Below are 16128 nucleotides of genomic sequence, written 5' to 3'. Positions count from 1 at the left end.
CTGCTTGCCAAATGGACTAAAATGTTGGGCGATTATCAGTCAAGGCGCGCGTTCCAATCACTTTCCCGCGGCATCTTGCGCGCCCTACCCGTCAGATTTTGGAGAAATTATGAAGAGTTCTTACCTGCGTGCCGGTGCTGCACTGGCATGCGCGCTGACGCTGTCCGCCTGCGGCGGTAGTGACGGCAATATGGTGATCAGCGGTGAATTTTCCGGCGTCACCAAACCGGGCCTGATCCTGACCAACAACGGTGGTTCTGATCTGGTAGTTCCTCCGACCAACACCGGCACCGGTCAGTTCTACTTCCCCGACCTGGCGGACACCGACGACAAATACGACGTCAAGGTCAAGGGCAACAACATCCCGAGCAATGCAGCGAAATGCGAGGTGTTCAATGGCTCCGGCAGGGTCGTCTACGACGTCACCGGTATCGTCGTCATCTGCACGCTCAATCAGCACGAACTCAAGGGCACCGTCACCGGTCTCACCGGCGCGAACCTGGTCCTGGTCAACGGCTCGGACCGCGTCGCCGTCCCTGCCGGGGCGACCAGCTTCTCCATGGCCAAGATCAACGAGGACGCGCCCTACGGCATCGCCGTCCTGACCCAGCCCGACAACCAGACCTGCACCGTTGCCAACGGCACCGGCACGATGGGCGCGAACGACGTCACCAATGTGGCGGTCACCTGCGGTCCCCGCACTTAATTACTGGAGCACTGCATGAAGTCTTACCTGATTCGTCCGGCCGGCGCGCTGGTCCTGGCACTGGCCCTGGCATCCTGCGGCGGGGGCGACGACGACAAGTTCACGGTGGCGGGTTCCGTCAGGGGTCTGCAATACCCAGGTCTCGTACTACAGAACAATGGCGGACAAGACCTGACCCTAGCTCCGCCGGCCAATGCCACCGCCAGCGTGAGCTTTGCCTTCCCGAACAGGATCGAGTATGGCGACGTCTACAGTGTCTCCATCAAGACCAACCCCGCCCACCAGACCTGTGGAGCGGACCCCGAAGTGGCGGATCGCCGGAGCGACACTGCCGGTCGCCTGGCCACCATTGACGTGCGTCTGGCGTGCACCGTTAACGTTCAACCAATCGGCGGCACGATCACTGGGCTGACCAAGGACACGACCGGCCTGGTGCTGGCCAACGGCAGCAATACCGGTACCTACACCCCGACCACCGAGGCGATCACGGCCGACAAGCCGTTCGAATATTCGCTGCCGGTCCAGGTGGCCTACGGCTCGACCTATAGCGTGACGGTGATTACCCAGCCTGTCGGCCGCTTCTGCACCGTGGCCAATGCGGCCGGTGTCATGGGCGACGAGCAGATCAAGAACATCAACGTTACCTGCGTTCCGCGCTGATATATCAAAAACGTATGATAAATATGCGAAAAGAGAATTGGACTTATATGCTGTAACGCAGCATACTTACTCCTGTCTCCTCCAACTCTCCTCAGAAAAGAATTGGATTTCAAGCCCGCCTTCAACAGCGGGCTTTTTTTTCGCCCGTCCGCCGGGCACGCCCCGACCGGGGCGATCACATCAGTTGACGCGCTTGGCGCTGACCTTCACCACGGCGACCTGCGAGTCGCCGACCGAGACCTGGGCATTATAGGCATCGGCCGCGCGGGTGCTGGCGGCATTGGCGAAGCTGCTGGCGCCGGCGAGGACCAGGGCGGCGAGGAAGATGGCTTCCATGTGCTTGAGGACGTTCATGTTGTGCTCCTTCGGTGAATTTGCCGGCCAAAACGGCCTGTCGATGGAAGCACTGTAGCCAATGGGTCCTTATCGCGAAAGCAAGGTGCGACGGACTGCAGGAATGGGAGCGTGAAGGGCGAAAATCGGGGATATGCGGCGATTGTGCGCCGCAAAAACGCAGGGCGATCGGCAAGGCCGGACGCCCCGTGGAATCAGAGCAGATTGGCGAGCGCGACGTACTGCTCGAGGCCCACCGCTTCCGGACGGGCGCCCGGATCGATGCCGGCTTCCACCAGCTGCGCCTCGGTGAACATGCCCGCCACGCAGTTGCGGATCACCTTGCGCCGCTGCGAGAAGGCCTTGGCGACGACCTTTTCCAGGGTCTCGCCGTCGACTTCCAGCATCTGGCGTTTGGGGATCATGCGCACGATGGCCGAATCGACCTGGGGCGGCGGGTCGAAGGCGGTCGGCGGGACGATGAAGAGCAGGTCCATGTCGTAGCGCCACTGGAGCATCACCGACAGGCGGCTGTAGGCCTTGGTGCCCGGCTCGGCCACCATGCGCTCCACCACCTCCTTCTGCAGCATGAAGTGCTGGTCCTCGACCAGGGACGAGAAGCTCGCCAGGTGGAACAGCAGCGGGCTGGAGATGTTGTAGGGCAGGTTGCCGACGATGCGCAGCTTCCGCCCTTCCGGCACCGGGATCGATCCGAAATCGAACTTCAGGGCGTCGCCCGAGTGCACGGTGAGCTTCTCGCGCGGATAGGCCTTTTCCAGGCGCGCCACCAGGTCGCGGTCGAGTTCGACCACGTGCATGTGGTCCAGTTGCTTGAGCAGCAGCGCCGTCATGGCGGCCAGGCCCGGGCCGATCTCGACCATCGCCTCGCCGCGGCGCGGCGCGATCGCGTCGATGATGTTGTTCAGGACATGGTCGTCGGTCAGGAAGTTCTGGCCGAAGCGCTTGCGGGCGACGTGTTTCATCTGTTTCTCTTCTTGTTGATTGCTTCAGGCGCGGCGCGCCTGCGCCATCTGCATGGCGGCGCGGATCGCTTCGATCATGCTGCCGCAGTCGGCCAGGCCCAGGCCCCGGGCCGCCAGGTCCAGCGCCGTGCCGTGGTCGACCGAGGTGCGGACAATGGGCAGGCCGAGGGTGACGTTGATGCCGCGCCCGAAGGTCGCGTGCTTCAGGACCGGCAGGCCCTGGTCGTGGTACATGGCCAGCACGCAGTCGGCATCGGCCAGGTACTTGGGCTGGAACAGGGTGTCGGCCGGGTAAGGCCCGCGCGCGTCGATGCCGCGCGCCCTTGCCTGCGCCAAGACCGGCGTGATGACCTCGATTTCCTCGCGTCCCAGGTAGCCGTTCTCGCCCGCGTGCGGGTTCAGGCCGGTGACCAGGATGCGCGGCGCGGCGATGCCGAATTTCGACTTCAGGTCGGCGTCGATGATGTCGATCACCTGCGCCAGGTTCTCGCGCGTGAGCGCGGCGGGAACGTCCTTCAAGGGCAGGTGGGTGGTGGCCAGGGCCACGCGCAGATAGGGCTGGCCGCCGCCGGGCTGGCCCGCCAGCATCATCACCACCTTCGCTGCATGGGTCTTCTCGGCCAGGTATTCGGTGTGGCCGGAAAACGCCACGCCGGCGTCGTTGATCGTGCTTTTCTGGAGCGGCGCGGTGACGATGCCCTCGAACCAGCCCTTGCCGGCGCCCTCGATCGCGAGGTCGAGGGTGTTGAGCACGGCGCGGCCGTTTTCAGGGTTCAAGGTGCCGGGCAGCACGTGGGCGGCGAGCGGCACGTCGATGACGGCCAGCCTGTCCTTGCCGAAGTGCGGCAGGCCGCCGTTGCGCAAGGCCTGGATCGACAGCGCAGACAGGCGGATGGCGGGGTCGATCAGGCTGGCGGTGAGCGCCAGGAAGGCGGCGTCGCCGACCAGCACGCAATTGGCTTCCTCGCGCAGCGCCCAGGCCGCGCGGATCGCGATTTCGGGACCGATGCCGGCCGGCTCGCCGACCGTGATCGCAAGGGCCGGCCGCGCGCTACCCAGCACCGTCATCCGCTTACGCCTCTTCGCGGAACTCGACGTAGGCGCGGTCGCGCACCTGGCGGATCCAGTCTTCCATCGCTTCCTGAATCTTGCGTTCGCGCAGGACCTGGCGCGCCTGGTTGCGTTCCTTCTGCTGGCTCACGTCCTCGCTCTTGCGTTCCACCAGGCGGATCAGGTGGTAGCCGAAGGGCGATTCGATGACGTCCGAGACTTCGTTCGGCTTCAGGGTGGCGAAAGCCTGGTCGAACTCGGGGCCGGCGTCGCCCGGCGCCAGCCAGCCCAGGTCGCCGCCCTTGACAGCGGTGGTGTTGTCCTGGCTGTACTGGCGCGCCAGGTCCTCGAAGGTGCCGGCGTTGTTGGCGATCTTTTCCTTGATCTCGAGGAGCTTGCGCTTGACCGCGGCCACGTCCATGGTCGGCGTCGGCTTCATGAGGATGTGGCTGGCGCGGGTCTGCTGGATCACTTCCTTGCCGGCTTCGGCGGCCGCGGCCAGGCTGCGCTTGTCGGCCATCTTCAGGATGTGGAAGCCGACGTTGGTCTTGATGATCGGGGTGACCTGGCCCGCGTTCAGCTTGCGCAGCTCGGTGGCGAAGACCGGCGGCAGGCGGTCCGGATCGCGCCAGCCGATGTCGCCGCCCTTGAGGGCGTCCGGCGCGTCGGAGTAAGTGGCGGCCATCTTGGCGAAGTCGGCGCCGGTGCGCAGCTGGCGCACCACTTCCTCGGCGCGCGCGCGGCGTGCGGCGATCTGTTCGGGCGAGGCGTTCTCGGGCACCGCCACCAGGATCTGGGCCAGGTTCATCTCGACCTTCTCGGCGGCGGCTGCCTTGGAGGCGACCAGGTAGGTGTCGATCTCGGCTTCCGAAACCTGCACCTTGGCGTCGACCTCGTGCTCGCGCAGCTGGCTCAGCATGATCTCGTTGCGGATGTCTTCGCGGAACTGGGCAAAGGTCATGCCCTCTTTTTCCATCTGGTTGCGCATCTCCTGCACCGACATCTTCTGGTTCTCGGCGATGCGGCCGATGGTGGCGTCGAGCTGGCGGTCGCTGACGCGCACGCCCATTTCCTTGGCCAGCTGGATCTGGGCGCGCTCGACGATCATCGACTCGACCACCTGGCGCTCCAGTACCGACTGGTCCGGCATCTGCATATTGCGCGCCTTCAGGTTCTGGGTGGTCTGGGCGAGGCGGTTGCGCACCTCGTTCTTGGTGATCACTTCATCGTTGACGACCACGTGGATCGAATCGATCACCTTGGCGTTGCTCGATGCCGGCGGCAGGAAGCCGCTGCCCGGCTTGGCCGCTTCCTGGGCCAGCGCCTGGCCGGCGGTAAGCGAGCACAGCAGTGCCGCTGCGAGGGTAATGTGGTGCAAACGGGTGGAACGCATCATCTGGAAAGCACTCATTCAGGTGAAAGATTGTTCGGTACAACTGGATCAGTTTACGGACATGCCGTTAAGTTTGGCTTAAAGGAGCCGACCACCGGGACCGGCTCACATCAGTTTTACTTAACTAATTGTAGTTTGGATAAGCCAGGCTTAAGGTCGACCCACATTGGTGTTCAGCTGCGTATAACCCGGGACACTCTTGTTGAACGTCTCGAGCGGATTGCTGCCCAGGCCCAGGCGCGACAGGCCGTTGAGCTCGAGCTGGAAAAAGATCGGCGTCGACGTGGTCTGGGCGGCGGTCACGAAGCGCTGCGCGCCGAAACGGAACACCCAGCAGTCGGCCTTGTACTCGAGCCCGATGAGGCTCTCGAGCAGCTTGCCCTTGCCCGGCGTCGCATTCCCGACGGTGTACGAACGCAGCGCATAGCTCACGCGGCCGACGCCATACCAGCGCTTCGACAGCGGCCACTGGCCGGACAGGTCGACGTTGCGGAAGCTGTCGCGCTGATAACGGTACTCGGCGTTCAGGACCTTCATCCGGGCCGGCTGCCACTGCATGCTCAGGTTCGAGCTGTACAGATTGCTGCCGGTCGCGTCGTATTGTACGCCGCTATCGAAGCTCCAGGTCTCGGAAATGCGGCCCGCTGCCGCCACCAGCACGTCCGAACGGCTCTGGTGCACCGGCTCGCCCGGCAGGCGCACGCGCGGTTCGTCGAAATAGATGCGCTGGCCGAAAGCCATGCGCAGGCGCTCGGAACCGTCGGACTGGATGAAGCGCGACACCACGGCCGCGGTCAACTGGTTGGCGTCGGACACCCGGTCCGGGCCGACGTAGCGGTTTTCGGAGAACAGCTGGGCGTAGTTGAAACCGGTGCGGCCGGTGTCGAAGACCGGGAAGGCGCTCTGGTCCTTGTACGGCGTCCTGACGTAGAACAGGCGCGGCTCCAGGGTCTGGGACATGGCCCGCCCGAACAGCGTGGTCTCGCGCTCGAACACCAGGCCGGCATCGAGCGAGGCCGTGTGCAGGCTGCGCGAGAGCTTGCGCTCGCCGGTGTAGTTGTGCTGGTCGAGGTCGTACTTGCTGTAGTGGCCGATGACCTTGGGCGTGATGAACCAGCCCGGACGCACGATCGGATAGCTGAGCTGGGCCACGCCCACCGCGCGGTTGCCGCGCACGAGGTCCGGGTGCCAGAAGCGGACCATCTCGGTATCGACCGCCCAGTCGAAGCCGGCCACGTCGTAGCGGCCCGCGTGGAAATTGATCTGCGGGAGGCGGTCGTAGGGACGCGGCACGAACAGGCCGTTGGTCGGCGTCGCGGCCGGGTCTTGCAGGACCTGGTAGTTCTGGGCGCGCGCGGTCAGGTTCCAGTACTGGCCGCTGTAGTCGGTACGGATCTCGCGCAGCAGCTGTCGTTCGGCGCTGACCGCCACGGTGCGCGAGAAATCGGACGGGTATTCGTCATCCGACGCCCCGTGCAGGTTCCAGCCGAAGGACCAGCCCGGGGCCAGGCCCTGGGTGTGGATCGAGTCGACGCGCCAGCGGTCTTCGCCGGTTTCGCGGTCGTTGCGCAGGCCCTCGATATGGGTCTCGCCCTGGTAGCCGCCGCGCTCCGTCATGCCGAGGTAGCGCCCGGTGGCGCCCAGCTGCAGGCCGCGGTCGAACATATAGCGCGGGTAGACCGTCAGGTCGCGGTTGGGCGCGATGTTGAAGTAATACGGCACCATGATTTCGGCCTTGCCCTTGGAGCCGAAGCCCACGGTGGGCGCCAGCCAGCCGGAGCGGCGCGCGCCCGACAGCGAGAACGACAGGGCCGGGGTGCCGAGGATGGGCACGTCCTTGAAATAGATGACGGTCTTGCCGGCCAGGCCGACGTCGCGCCCGCTGTCCAGGCGCAGGGTGCTCGATTTCAGGTACCAGTCCGGGTCCGGGCCTTCGCAGGTGCTGTAGGTGCCGTCGCGCACCAGCGCCACGTCTTCGCCGAGGAAGTCGATGCGCGAGGCATTGCCCTGGGCGTTGTTCAGCTGCAGCCGGTACTCGGGACGCAGCACATAGCCCTTGCCGGTCTCCATGTTCAGCTGCAGCTCGTCGCCCTTGTAGCGGTCGCCGAAGCGCCACATGTTGACGTTGCCGGTGGCCGTGACCTGGTCTTCGATGCGGAAGTAGCAGGCGCTGTCGGCGGTGAGCCGGGTCTGGCCGCGTGTCAGTTCGACATTGCGTTCCAGGTTCAGCTGGCGGTCCGGGCGGCCGCTGATGTCTTCGGCCTGGATCGTGATCGGCAGGTTCTGCTCGTCCGGATGTGGCGCGGGAGCGACGGTCTGCGCGTACGCTGGGTTCGATGCGGCGGCAACGACGATGGCAACGGCGCTTGCCAGTGCAGTCGGTTTGAACACCTGTCGAGAGGGAAATTGGTGGGCTGCTATCCAGCTCATGGAGAATCTGCGTACGCCATAAAGGGCGGTATTTTTAGAATGAATCCCTTATTATATGGGAATTAGCTCAACCAACCCGTTTCACCAGGCCGTCTACATGTCTTCTTTGTATCAAAATACTTCCACTTCCGGCGGCCAGGATGCACGCCTGCAGCAATTAACCGAATGGCTTGCCACGACGGGCCTGGTGGAAGTCGCGACTGGCCGCCCGGCGTCCGCGGACGCCAGTTTCCGCCGCTATTTCCGCTACGATGTCGCCCCCGGCATGCGCGAGAAGCTCGGCGCCACCCTGGTGGCGATGGATGCCCCGCCCGAGCGCGAGAACGTGCCGGCCTACCTCCACGTGCAGGGCCTGCTGATGGAAGCCGGCGTGACCGTGCCGGCCATCGTCGCCCAGAAGGTCGACAGCGGCTTCCTGCTGCTGTCCGACCTCGGCGTGACCACCTACCTGCAGCGCCTGGATTCGGACAACGCGCCCTTCATGTATTCCGACGCGGTCGACGCGCTGCTGAAATTCCAGCTGGCCAGCCAGCCGGGCGTGCTGCCGGAATTCGACCGCGCCTTCGTGATGCGCGAGCTGAACATCTTCCCGGAGTGGTACATCGGCAAGCACCTCGGCGTGACGCTGGACGAGAAGCAGCAGGCCGCGCTCGACAAGGTGTTCGAGGCGATCTGCGCCAACGTGCTGGCCCAGAACCAGGTCTACATGCACCGCGATTTCCATTCGCGTAACCTGATGTGGCTCGAGCAGGGCAACCCGGGCGTGCTGGACTTCCAGGACGCGGTCTACGGCCCCGTCACCTACGACCTCGCCTCCCTGCTGCGCGACGCTTATGTGCAATGGGACGAAGAGATCGTGCTGGACTGGGTGGTGCGCTACTGGCAGAGCGCCAAGCAGGTCGGCCTGCCGGTCAACCCGGACATCGACGCCTTCTACCGCGACTTCGAATTCATGGCCCTGCAGCGCCACCTGAAGATCCTCGGCATCTTCTGCCGCCTGAACTACCGCGACAGCAAGCCGAACTATATGGGCGACCTGCCGACCGTGATGGACTACGTGCGCAAGACGGCCAACCGTTACACCGAACTCAAGCCCCTGCTGCGCCTGCTCGACGCGCTCGAGGACAAGGCGCCCTCGGTCGGCTATACCTTCTGAGGACGGGGCCATTCTCATGAAAGCGATGATTTTCGCCGCCGGCCGCGGCGAGCGCATGCGCCCGCTCACGGACGCCTGCCCCAAGCCCCTGCTCAAGGTGCGCGGACGCCCGATGATCACCTACCACGTGCTGAACCTCGTGCGCGCGGGGATCACCGACATCGTCATCAACCACTCCCACCTCGGCCACATGATCGAGGAAGAGCTGGGCGACGGCAGCAAGTACGGCGCGCGCATCGTGTATTCGCACGAGCCGACCCCGCTGGAAACCGCGGGCGGCATCGCCAATGCCCTGCACCTGCTGGGCGACGAGCCTTTCCTGGCCGTGTCGGGCGACATCTATGCGCCCTACTTCGATTTCTCGCAGGTGGTCGACGTCCTCAAGGACAAGGACATGCTGGGCATTCCCTACCCGCCTGAGAAACGCGACATCGCCTGGCTGTGGCTCACGCCGAACCCGTGGCACAACCCGGAAGGGGACTTCGCGCTCGACATGTACACCTTGCGCAATGAAGGCCCGGCGAAGTGGAACTTCGCCGGCATCGGCGTCTACCGTCCCGAGATGTTCGAGGGGATCAAGGCGGGCGAGTTCGTCAAGTTCGGGCCGCTCATGCGCAAGTTCATCGAGCAAGGCCGTGTCGGCGGCGAGCTGTATCACGGCCAGTGGGTCAACGTCGGCACCGTCGGGCAGCTGGAAGAACTGAACGCGCCGCTGGGGGCGGCCAGGACCGGCTCATGACAGGGCCGGACGACCTCACTCCCTACATCGAACGCCGCGCGCGCCTCGCCGCGCGCATGGAGCCGGGCGCGGTCGCGGTGCTGGCCACCGCGCCGGAACTGCTGCGCAACGGCGACAGCGACTATCCCTACCGGCACGACAGCTATTTCTATTACCTGACCGGCTTCACGGAGCCGGAGAGCGTGCTGGTGCTGGTCGCCGCACTCGGAGACGTGCCCGCGCGCGCCATCCTGTTCTGCCGCGAGAAGCATGTCGAGCGCGAGATCTGGGACGGTTTCCGCTATGGCCCCGAAGCGGCGCGCGCCGCCTTCGGCTTCGACGAAGCCTATCCGATCGGTGAACTCGACGCGCAGATGGCTGGTTTGCTCGCCAATGCGCCGGCCCTGTATTACGCGCTGGGCCACAGCGCCGCGCTCGATGCGCAGGTGAGCAGCTGGCTCAAGGCCGTGCGCGCAAAGAGCCGCACCGGCATCGCGGCCCCATCGACCACCCACCACCTGCTCGGCATCCTCGACGAGATGCGCCTCTTGAAGGATGCGGGCGAACAGGCCCTGATGGGGCGCGCGGCAAGCATCGCCGCCGGCGCCCACGCGCGCGCCATGCGCTTCACGCGGCCTGGCGTCTTCGAATACGAGATCGAGGCCGAGCTGCTACACGAATTCCGCCGTCACGGCGCCCAGTTCCCGGCCTATACGCCGATCGTGGCCTCGGGCGCGAATGCCTGCGTCCTGCACTACAACGCCAACAACCGCCAATGCCTGGACGGCGAACTGGTGCTGGTCGATGCCGGCTGCGAGTTTGACGGCTACGCGTCCGACATCACCCGCACCTGGCCGGTGAGCGGCCGCTTCAGCGCGCCGCAGCGGGCCTTGTACGAGCTGGTGCTGCGGGCGCAGGACGCCGCGTTTGCCGCCATCGTGCCGGGCCGTCCCTACAGCGACGCGCACACGGCGGCCGTGAACGTGCTGGCGGGCGGCATGCTGGAGCTGGGGCTGATCGACAGGACGAAGTACGGCACGCCCGAAGACGCCGTGCTGGAGAAAGCCCACCTGCCCTTCTACATGCACGGCACCGGCCACTGGCTCGGCATGGACGTGCACGACGTCGGGCCGTACCGCGACCTCACGCTGCCGGACCGGCCATCGCGTCCCCTGCTGCCGGGCATGGCGCTGACGGTGGAGCCGGGCATCTATGTGCGCCCTGGCGAAGGCGTGCCGGAGGAGTTCTGGAACATCGGCATCCGGATCGAGGACGACGTGATCGTCACCGACGAGGGCTGCCGCATCCTGTCCGGCGACGCACCGAAGCGTGTCGCGGACATCGAAACCTTGATGGGAGAACGCTGATGGCGGATGAACGCATCGACGCCGACATCGCCATCTGCGGCGCCGGCCCGGTCGGCCTGGCGCTGGCGGCCTTCCTCGTGCGGCGCGGTGTTCCGGGAGAACGCATCGCCCTCATCGACGGCAAGTCGCTCGGCCAGGCGATCACGGACCCGCGCTCGATCGCCCTGTCCTGGGGCAGCGTGCAGCTGCTCGAAGAAGTGCGCGCCTGGCCCCTGCCCGCCACGCCGATCCACGAGATCCACGTCTCGCGCCGCGGCCAGCTGGGCCGCAGCCTGATGGACCGCGCCGAGCACAAGCTGCCGGCGCTGGGCTATGTGGCGCGCTACGGCGACGTGGTCGACGCACTGGCGCGCGCCTGCGACGCGGCCAGGGTGCAGACCGTGCGCCCGGCCCGCGTGGAATCCTTCGACGAAGAAGACGGCAGCGTGCAACTGCGCCTCGACGACGGCCGCACCGTGGTGACGAAGGTGGCCGTGCAGGCCGAAGGCGGCGTGTTCGGCCAACAGGAAAGCAAGGCCCGGCAGCGCGACTACGAACAGACCGCGCTGATCGCGCGCGTGACCGTCAGCGAGCCGATCGCGCACCGCGCCTTCGAGCGTTTCACCGACGAGGGCCCGCTGGCCCTGCTCCCCCAGGATGGTAATGACGGCCACGCTTACGCCCTGGTCTGGTGCATGCGCCCGGAACGCGCCGTCGACATCCAGCTGCTCGACGACGCCGCCTTCCTGCGCGCACTCGGCGACGCCTTCGGCACCCGTCTGGGTGATTTCACCGCCGCGTCGCCCCGCGTCGCCTTCCCCCTCGGCCTGAACGCCGAAGCCCGCGCGACAAGCCGCACGGTCGCCATCGGCAACGCCGCGCAAACCCTGCACCCGGTCGCCGGCCAGGGCCTGAACCTCGGCCTGCGTGACGCCGCCGTCCTGGCCCGCCAGCTGGCCCGCGGCGCTACGCCGGATGCCATCGCCACCTTCATGCAGGAGCGCAGCCAGGACCGCAGCCTGACGATCGGCCTGACCGACACCATGGCCAGGGCCTTCGTCGGCAGGGGGCCACTCCAGCCCTTGCTTGGCCTGTCACTGGCCGCCCTCGACATCGTCAAGCCCGCCCGCCTCTTGCTTGCCGACCTGATGATGTTCGGCCGCCGCTGACCTCTCAATTGGGGTCAGCGTCGAATTATTCGCCAAGATCCTCGGATCAGCAGGCCCGGATCAATTGATCGTCCTTGCGCTCAATTGATCTGCAGATCGTGCTCAACAATTCGACTCTGACCCTAATTTTGTTGGTGGGAAAGCAGAGCAAATCCAATTGGGGTCAGAGTCGAATTATTTGCCAAGAGCCTTACCGCAACTGGTGGGACGCCATTTCCCATGGCATCGAGACCGGTCGCGGGATCAGTTGGTGGATAATTCGACTCTGACCCCAATTAAAGGGGGTTCAAGCGAGGCGCAGGACGTTGGGGCGCCTTGGGGTGGCGTCTTCGTGGAAGAGGTCGGCCAGGTAGTCGAGCAGGCCGTCCTCATGGAGGTCATCGGGGACGATGAAGTCGGCAGGACGGCGCTTGCCATCGCTGCCGGGGTAGAAGGCCTGCCAGGCGCCGGGCGCGCCGGTGATGGTCACCAGCGTGCCGAAGACCTTGAAACGCAACTCCCGCACCCTTACTCCACTGCCTTGACCATCGATTCGATCACCTTCTTGGCGTCGCCGAAGACCATCATCGTGTTGGGCTGGTAGAACAGTTCGTTGTCCAGGCCCGCATAGCCCGAGGCCATCGAGCGCTTGTTGACGATGATGCTCTTGGCTTTATAGGCCTCGAGGATCGGCATGCCGGCGATCGGGGATTTCGGGTCCTTGGCCGCCGGGTTCACCACGTCGTTCGCGCCCAGCACCAGCACCACGTCGGTCTGGCCGAATTCGCCGTTGATGTCTTCCATCTCGACCACCTGGTCGTAGGGCACTTCGGCCTCGGCCAGCAGCACGTTCATGTGGCCGGGCATGCGGCCCGCCACCGGGTGGATCGCGTAGCGCACCTGCACGCCGTGTTCAAGCAGCTTGTCGACCAGTTCCTTCACCGAGTGCTGGGCGCGCGCCACCGCCAGGCCGTAGCCGGGGACGATGATGACCGACTCCGCGTTCTGCAGGATGAAGGCGGCGTCGTCGGCCGAGCCGGACTTCACGGGACGCTGCTCCTTCGCCTCGCCCGCGTCGCTGACGGCCTCGCCGCCGAAGCCGCCCAGGATCACGTTGAAGAAGGAGCGGTTCATGGCCTTGCACATGATGTACGACAGGATCGCGCCGCTCGAGCCCACCAGGGAGCCCGCGATGATCAGCATCGAGTTGTTCAGCGAGAAGCCGATGCCGGCCGCCGCCCAGCCCGAGTAGGAGTTCAGCATCGACACCACCACCGGCATGTCGGCGCCGCCGATCGGGATGATGATCAGCACGCCCAGCACGAAGGACAGCGCGGCCATGACGATGAAGGGCGTCCAGCTCGGGGCCACGCCCTCCGCGAAGCAGAACAGCAGGCCCAGGGCGACGACGGCGATGGCCAGCACCAGGTTGAGGATGTGCTGGCCGGCGAAGCGCACCGGCGCGCCCTGGAACAGGCGGAACTTGTATTTGCCCGACAGCTTGCCGAAAGCGATCACCGAACCGGAGAAGGTCACCGCGCCGACAAAAGTGCCGATGAAGAGCTCGAGCCGGTTCCCGAAGGGCAGCGGGGTCTCGCGCGTGGCGATGTTGAAGGCCCAGGGTTCGGACACGGCGGCCACCGCGATGCACACGGCGGCCAGGCCGATCAGCGAGTGCATCGCCGCCACCAGCTCGGGCATCTTGGTCATCTCGACCTTCTTGGCCGCATAGGCGCCGATCGCGCCGCCCACCACCACGCCGAGGATCACCAGCGGGAAGCCCATGCCGCCGCCCGCATCCGGCCCACCTCCCAGTTCCGCCTGCAGCTTGAAGATCAGCGCGACCGTGGTCAGCACCGCGATCGCCATGCCGGCCATGCCGAACGTATTCCCCACCCGCGCCGTCGAGGGCGAGGACAGGCCCTTGAGCGCCTGGATGAAGCAGATCGAGGCCACCAGGTAGAACAGGGTCACGACGTTCATGCTGATGTAGTTCATGCGCGTTCTCCCGCAGCGGAAGACGCGCCCGCCGCATCGGGTTTCCCGGCAGGCGACTTCGGTTCCTTCTTCCTGAACATCTCCAGCATGCGCCGGGTGACCATGAAGCCGCCGAACACGTTGACGGCGGCCAGCGCCACCGCGACGGTGCCGGCCACCTGCCCGGTCAGGCCCTCGGTCAGGCCGGCGGCCAGCATGGCGCCGACGATGATGATGGCGGAGATCGCGTTGGTCACCGCCATCAGCGGCGTATGCAGGGCGGGGGTGACGTTCCAGACCACGTGGTAGCCGACGTAGATGGCCAGCACGAAGATGATCAGGTTGATGATGGTGTGGCTGATTTCCATGCGTTTCTCCTCGTCCTTAAGTCCGCAGCACCGCGCCGTCCGCACACACCAGCGTGGCGCGCACGATCTCGTCCTCGCGGTCGATCGTGAACTTGTCTTCCTTGTCGATCACCAGCTTGAGGAAGTCCAGCACATTGCGCGCATACAGGGCCGAGGCGTCGGCCGGGACCAGCGCGGCCAGGTTCGGCTCGCCGATGATGTGCACGCCGTGCTTGACCACGGTGCGGTTCAGTTCCGTCAGCGGGCAGTTGCCGCCCTGCTCGATCGCCATGTCGACGATCACCGAGCCGGGCTTCATGGCGCGTACGGTGTCCTCGCCGATCAGCACCGGCGCCTTGCGGCCCGGGATCAGGGCGGTGGTGATGATGATGTCGGCGAGTTTCGCCCGTTCGTGCACGAGCGCCGCCTGGCGCTGCATCCAGCCGGCCGGCATCGGCCGCGCATAGCCGCCTGTGCCCTGCGCGATCTCGCGTTCCTCGTCGGTTTCGTAAGGCACGTCGATGAACTTGGCGCCCAGCGACTCGACCTGTTCCTTCACCGGCGGGCGCACGTCGGAGGCCTCGATCACGGCGCCGAGGCGCTTGGCGGTGGCGATCGCCTGCAGGCCGGCCACGCCCACGCCCATGATCAGGACGCGCGCCGCCTTCACGGTGCCGGCCGCCGTCATCAGCATGGGCATGAAGCGCCCGTAGGTGTTCGCCGCCAGCATCACGGCCTTGTAGCCGGCGATGTTCGCCTGCGAAGAGAGCACGTCCATCGACTGGGCGCGCGAGATGCGCGGCGCCGCTTCCAGTGCGAACGCGGTGAGGCCGGCGCCGGCCAGCTGGGACAGGTTCTCGGTATCGAAGGGATTGAGCATGCCGACCAGGACGCTGCCCGGGCGCATGCGGGCACGTTCTTCGGCATCCGGGCTGCGTACCTTGAGCACCATGTCGGCGCCAAAGGCGGTGGCAGTGTCGACGATGGTGGCGCCGGCCGCTTCATAGGCGGCGTCGGGACAGGAAGCGCGCAGGCCGGCGCCCGCTTCCACCAGGACCTGGTGGCGCGCGGCCAGCTTCTTGACGGTTTCGGGAGTTGCAGCGACGCGGGTCTCGCCCGGCCTGGTCTCGGCCGGTATGCCAATTCTCATGAAAATCCCTCCTTCAGTGGAAAGCTTGTCCACAATCTATCATGTAATGACGTCAAATTGCTCGAGAACAAATACTAAAAATCAATATTCGATTGTGGCGAAAAGGAAGAGAGGGGGCCAGCGTCACGGTCTGCTTGTTTGCATTAGATCAAGGCCATTTAACGACAGGCAAGCGCACCGGAGTGGCATGGATGAGCAGAGGTGCCCGCTGTCAAGGTAGAATACCGGCTCATTTTCAAGGATGCGCATGACCGATATCTTCAAACCATCCGTGACCGTCGCCGCGATCATCGAACGCGATGGCCGTTTCCTGCTGATCGAGGAAGAGACGAGCGAAGGCGTGAAGCTGAACCAGCCGGCGGGTCACCTCGATCCGCACGAGTCGCTCGAGCAGGCGGTGGTACGCGAGGCGCTGGAAGAAACCGCGCACGAATTCATCCCCACCGGCCTGGTCGGCATGTACATGTCGCGCTACCACTCGAAGTCGCGCGGCACCGACGTCACCTACCTGCGCTTCACCTTCTGCGGCCACGCCGGCCGCGAACTGGACCAGCAGCTCGACGATGGCATCCTGCGCACCCTGTGGATGACGCGCGACGAAATCGCCGCCACCGCCGAACGCCACCGCAGCCCGATCGTGCTGCAGTGCGTGGACGACTACCTGGCCGGCAAGCGCACCGAACTGGATTTGCTGTACACCCACCCCTCCGTGTTCGAGGGCGGGATCTAAC

At 65.5% G+C, this 16128-nt stretch carries 16 protein-coding genes; 7 read left to right on the top strand and 9 right to left on the bottom strand.

Going from position 1 to position 16128, the window contains the following annotated elements:
- The first annotated feature begins 109 nt into the window (after positions 1 to 109).
- A complete protein-coding gene (locus ACQ7JA_RS20710) occupies positions 110 to 706 on the top strand; it encodes a hypothetical protein (RefSeq protein ID WP_430901223.1) in 597 nt (198 codons plus the stop codon).
- A gap of 15 nt (positions 707 to 721) precedes the next feature.
- Positions 722 to 1366, top strand: a complete 645-nt coding sequence (locus ACQ7JA_RS20705) for a hypothetical protein (protein WP_430901221.1) — start codon at positions 722 to 724, stop codon at positions 1364 to 1366.
- A 180-nt stretch (positions 1367 to 1546) separates the two neighbouring features.
- Here the strand turns inward: ACQ7JA_RS20705 and ACQ7JA_RS20700 are convergent, their stop codons facing one another.
- The 5 genes from ACQ7JA_RS20700 to ACQ7JA_RS20680 form a co-directional block, all read right to left on the bottom strand.
- Positions 1547 to 1720 carry a hypothetical protein gene (locus ACQ7JA_RS20700; RefSeq protein WP_430901219.1) on the bottom strand — a complete coding sequence of 58 codons (174 nt, stop codon included), beginning with the start codon at positions 1718 to 1720 and terminating at the stop codon, positions 1547 to 1549.
- Positions 1721 to 1914: 194 nt separating this feature from the next.
- Positions 1915 to 2682, bottom strand: a complete 768-nt coding sequence (rsmA, locus tag ACQ7JA_RS20695; protein ID WP_430901217.1) for a 16S rRNA (adenine(1518)-N(6)/adenine(1519)-N(6))-dimethyltransferase RsmA — start codon at positions 2680 to 2682, stop codon at positions 1915 to 1917.
- Positions 2683 to 2706: 24 nt separating this feature from the next.
- Entirely contained in the window at positions 2707 to 3750 is a 1044-nt protein-coding gene (pdxA, locus tag ACQ7JA_RS20690) for a 4-hydroxythreonine-4-phosphate dehydrogenase PdxA (protein ID WP_430901215.1), read from the bottom strand.
- A 4-nt stretch (positions 3751 to 3754) separates the two neighbouring features.
- The gene (locus tag ACQ7JA_RS20685; RefSeq protein ID WP_430901213.1) at positions 3755 to 5128 is read right to left on the bottom strand and encodes a peptidylprolyl isomerase; all 1374 of its coding nucleotides are present in this window, start codon (positions 5126 to 5128) and stop codon (positions 3755 to 3757) included.
- Positions 5129 to 5275: 147 nt separating this feature from the next.
- A complete protein-coding gene (locus tag ACQ7JA_RS20680; protein ID WP_430901211.1) occupies positions 5276 to 7555 on the bottom strand; it encodes an LPS-assembly protein LptD in 2280 nt (759 codons plus the stop codon).
- 97 nt (positions 7556 to 7652) lie between these two features.
- On the opposite strand from ACQ7JA_RS20680, the gene ACQ7JA_RS20675 reads away from it, so the two are divergent.
- The 4 genes from ACQ7JA_RS20675 to ACQ7JA_RS20660 are packed head-to-tail and all read left to right on the top strand — an operon-like array spanning position 7653 to position 11944.
- Positions 7653 to 8711: an aminoglycoside phosphotransferase family protein gene (locus ACQ7JA_RS20675; protein WP_430901209.1), complete on the top strand. Its 1059-nt coding sequence runs from the start codon at positions 7653 to 7655 to the stop codon at positions 8709 to 8711.
- A gap of 16 nt (positions 8712 to 8727) precedes the next feature.
- Positions 8728 to 9450, top strand: coding sequence for an N-acetylmuramate alpha-1-phosphate uridylyltransferase MurU (murU, locus tag ACQ7JA_RS20670; RefSeq protein ID WP_430901207.1), 723 nt, complete (start codon positions 8728 to 8730; stop codon positions 9448 to 9450).
- Positions 9447 to 10796 carry an aminopeptidase P N-terminal domain-containing protein gene (locus ACQ7JA_RS20665; protein WP_430901205.1) on the top strand — a complete coding sequence of 450 codons (1350 nt, stop codon included), beginning with the start codon at positions 9447 to 9449 and terminating at the stop codon, positions 10794 to 10796. Before murU ends, ACQ7JA_RS20665 begins: the two co-directional genes overlap by 4 nt.
- Positions 10796 to 11944 (top strand): UbiH/UbiF/VisC/COQ6 family ubiquinone biosynthesis hydroxylase, encoded by a 1149-nt coding sequence (locus ACQ7JA_RS20660; protein ID WP_430901204.1) that lies wholly within the window; start codon positions 10796 to 10798, stop codon positions 11942 to 11944. Before ACQ7JA_RS20665 ends, ACQ7JA_RS20660 begins: the two co-directional genes overlap by 1 nt.
- Positions 11945 to 12230: 286 nt before the next feature.
- Here the strand turns inward: ACQ7JA_RS20660 and ACQ7JA_RS20655 are convergent, their stop codons facing one another.
- The 4 genes from ACQ7JA_RS20655 to ACQ7JA_RS20640 are packed head-to-tail and all read right to left on the bottom strand — an operon-like array spanning position 12231 to position 15397.
- Entirely contained in the window at positions 12231 to 12449 is a 219-nt protein-coding gene (locus ACQ7JA_RS20655; protein WP_430901202.1) for a DUF7661 family protein, read from the bottom strand.
- Positions 12450 to 12451: 2 nt separating this feature from the next.
- A complete protein-coding gene (locus ACQ7JA_RS20650) occupies positions 12452 to 13921 on the bottom strand; it encodes an NAD(P)(+) transhydrogenase (Re/Si-specific) subunit beta (protein WP_430901200.1) in 1470 nt (489 codons plus the stop codon).
- On the bottom strand, positions 13918 to 14268 hold the full coding sequence (locus ACQ7JA_RS20645) for an NAD(P) transhydrogenase subunit alpha (protein WP_430901198.1): 351 nt from the start codon (positions 14266 to 14268) through the stop codon (positions 13918 to 13920). Before ACQ7JA_RS20645 ends, ACQ7JA_RS20650 begins: the two co-directional genes overlap by 4 nt.
- A 16-nt stretch (positions 14269 to 14284) precedes the next feature.
- On the bottom strand, positions 14285 to 15397 hold the full coding sequence (locus ACQ7JA_RS20640; protein WP_430901196.1) for a Re/Si-specific NAD(P)(+) transhydrogenase subunit alpha: 1113 nt from the start codon (positions 15395 to 15397) through the stop codon (positions 14285 to 14287).
- A 247-nt stretch (positions 15398 to 15644) separates the two neighbouring features.
- On the opposite strand from ACQ7JA_RS20640, the gene ACQ7JA_RS20635 reads away from it, so the two are divergent.
- Positions 15645 to 16127, top strand: a complete 483-nt coding sequence (locus ACQ7JA_RS20635; RefSeq protein WP_430901194.1) for an NUDIX hydrolase — start codon at positions 15645 to 15647, stop codon at positions 16125 to 16127.
- Position 16128: the final 1 nt, after the last annotated feature.

The organism is Massilia sp. BKSP1R2A-1 (assembly GCF_050586525.1).
Lineage (GTDB): Bacteria > Pseudomonadota > Gammaproteobacteria > Burkholderiales > Burkholderiaceae_D > Telluria.
The sequence above is the reverse complement of the archived record's forward strand: the minus strand, read 5'-3'. Positions and strand labels throughout refer to the sequence as shown.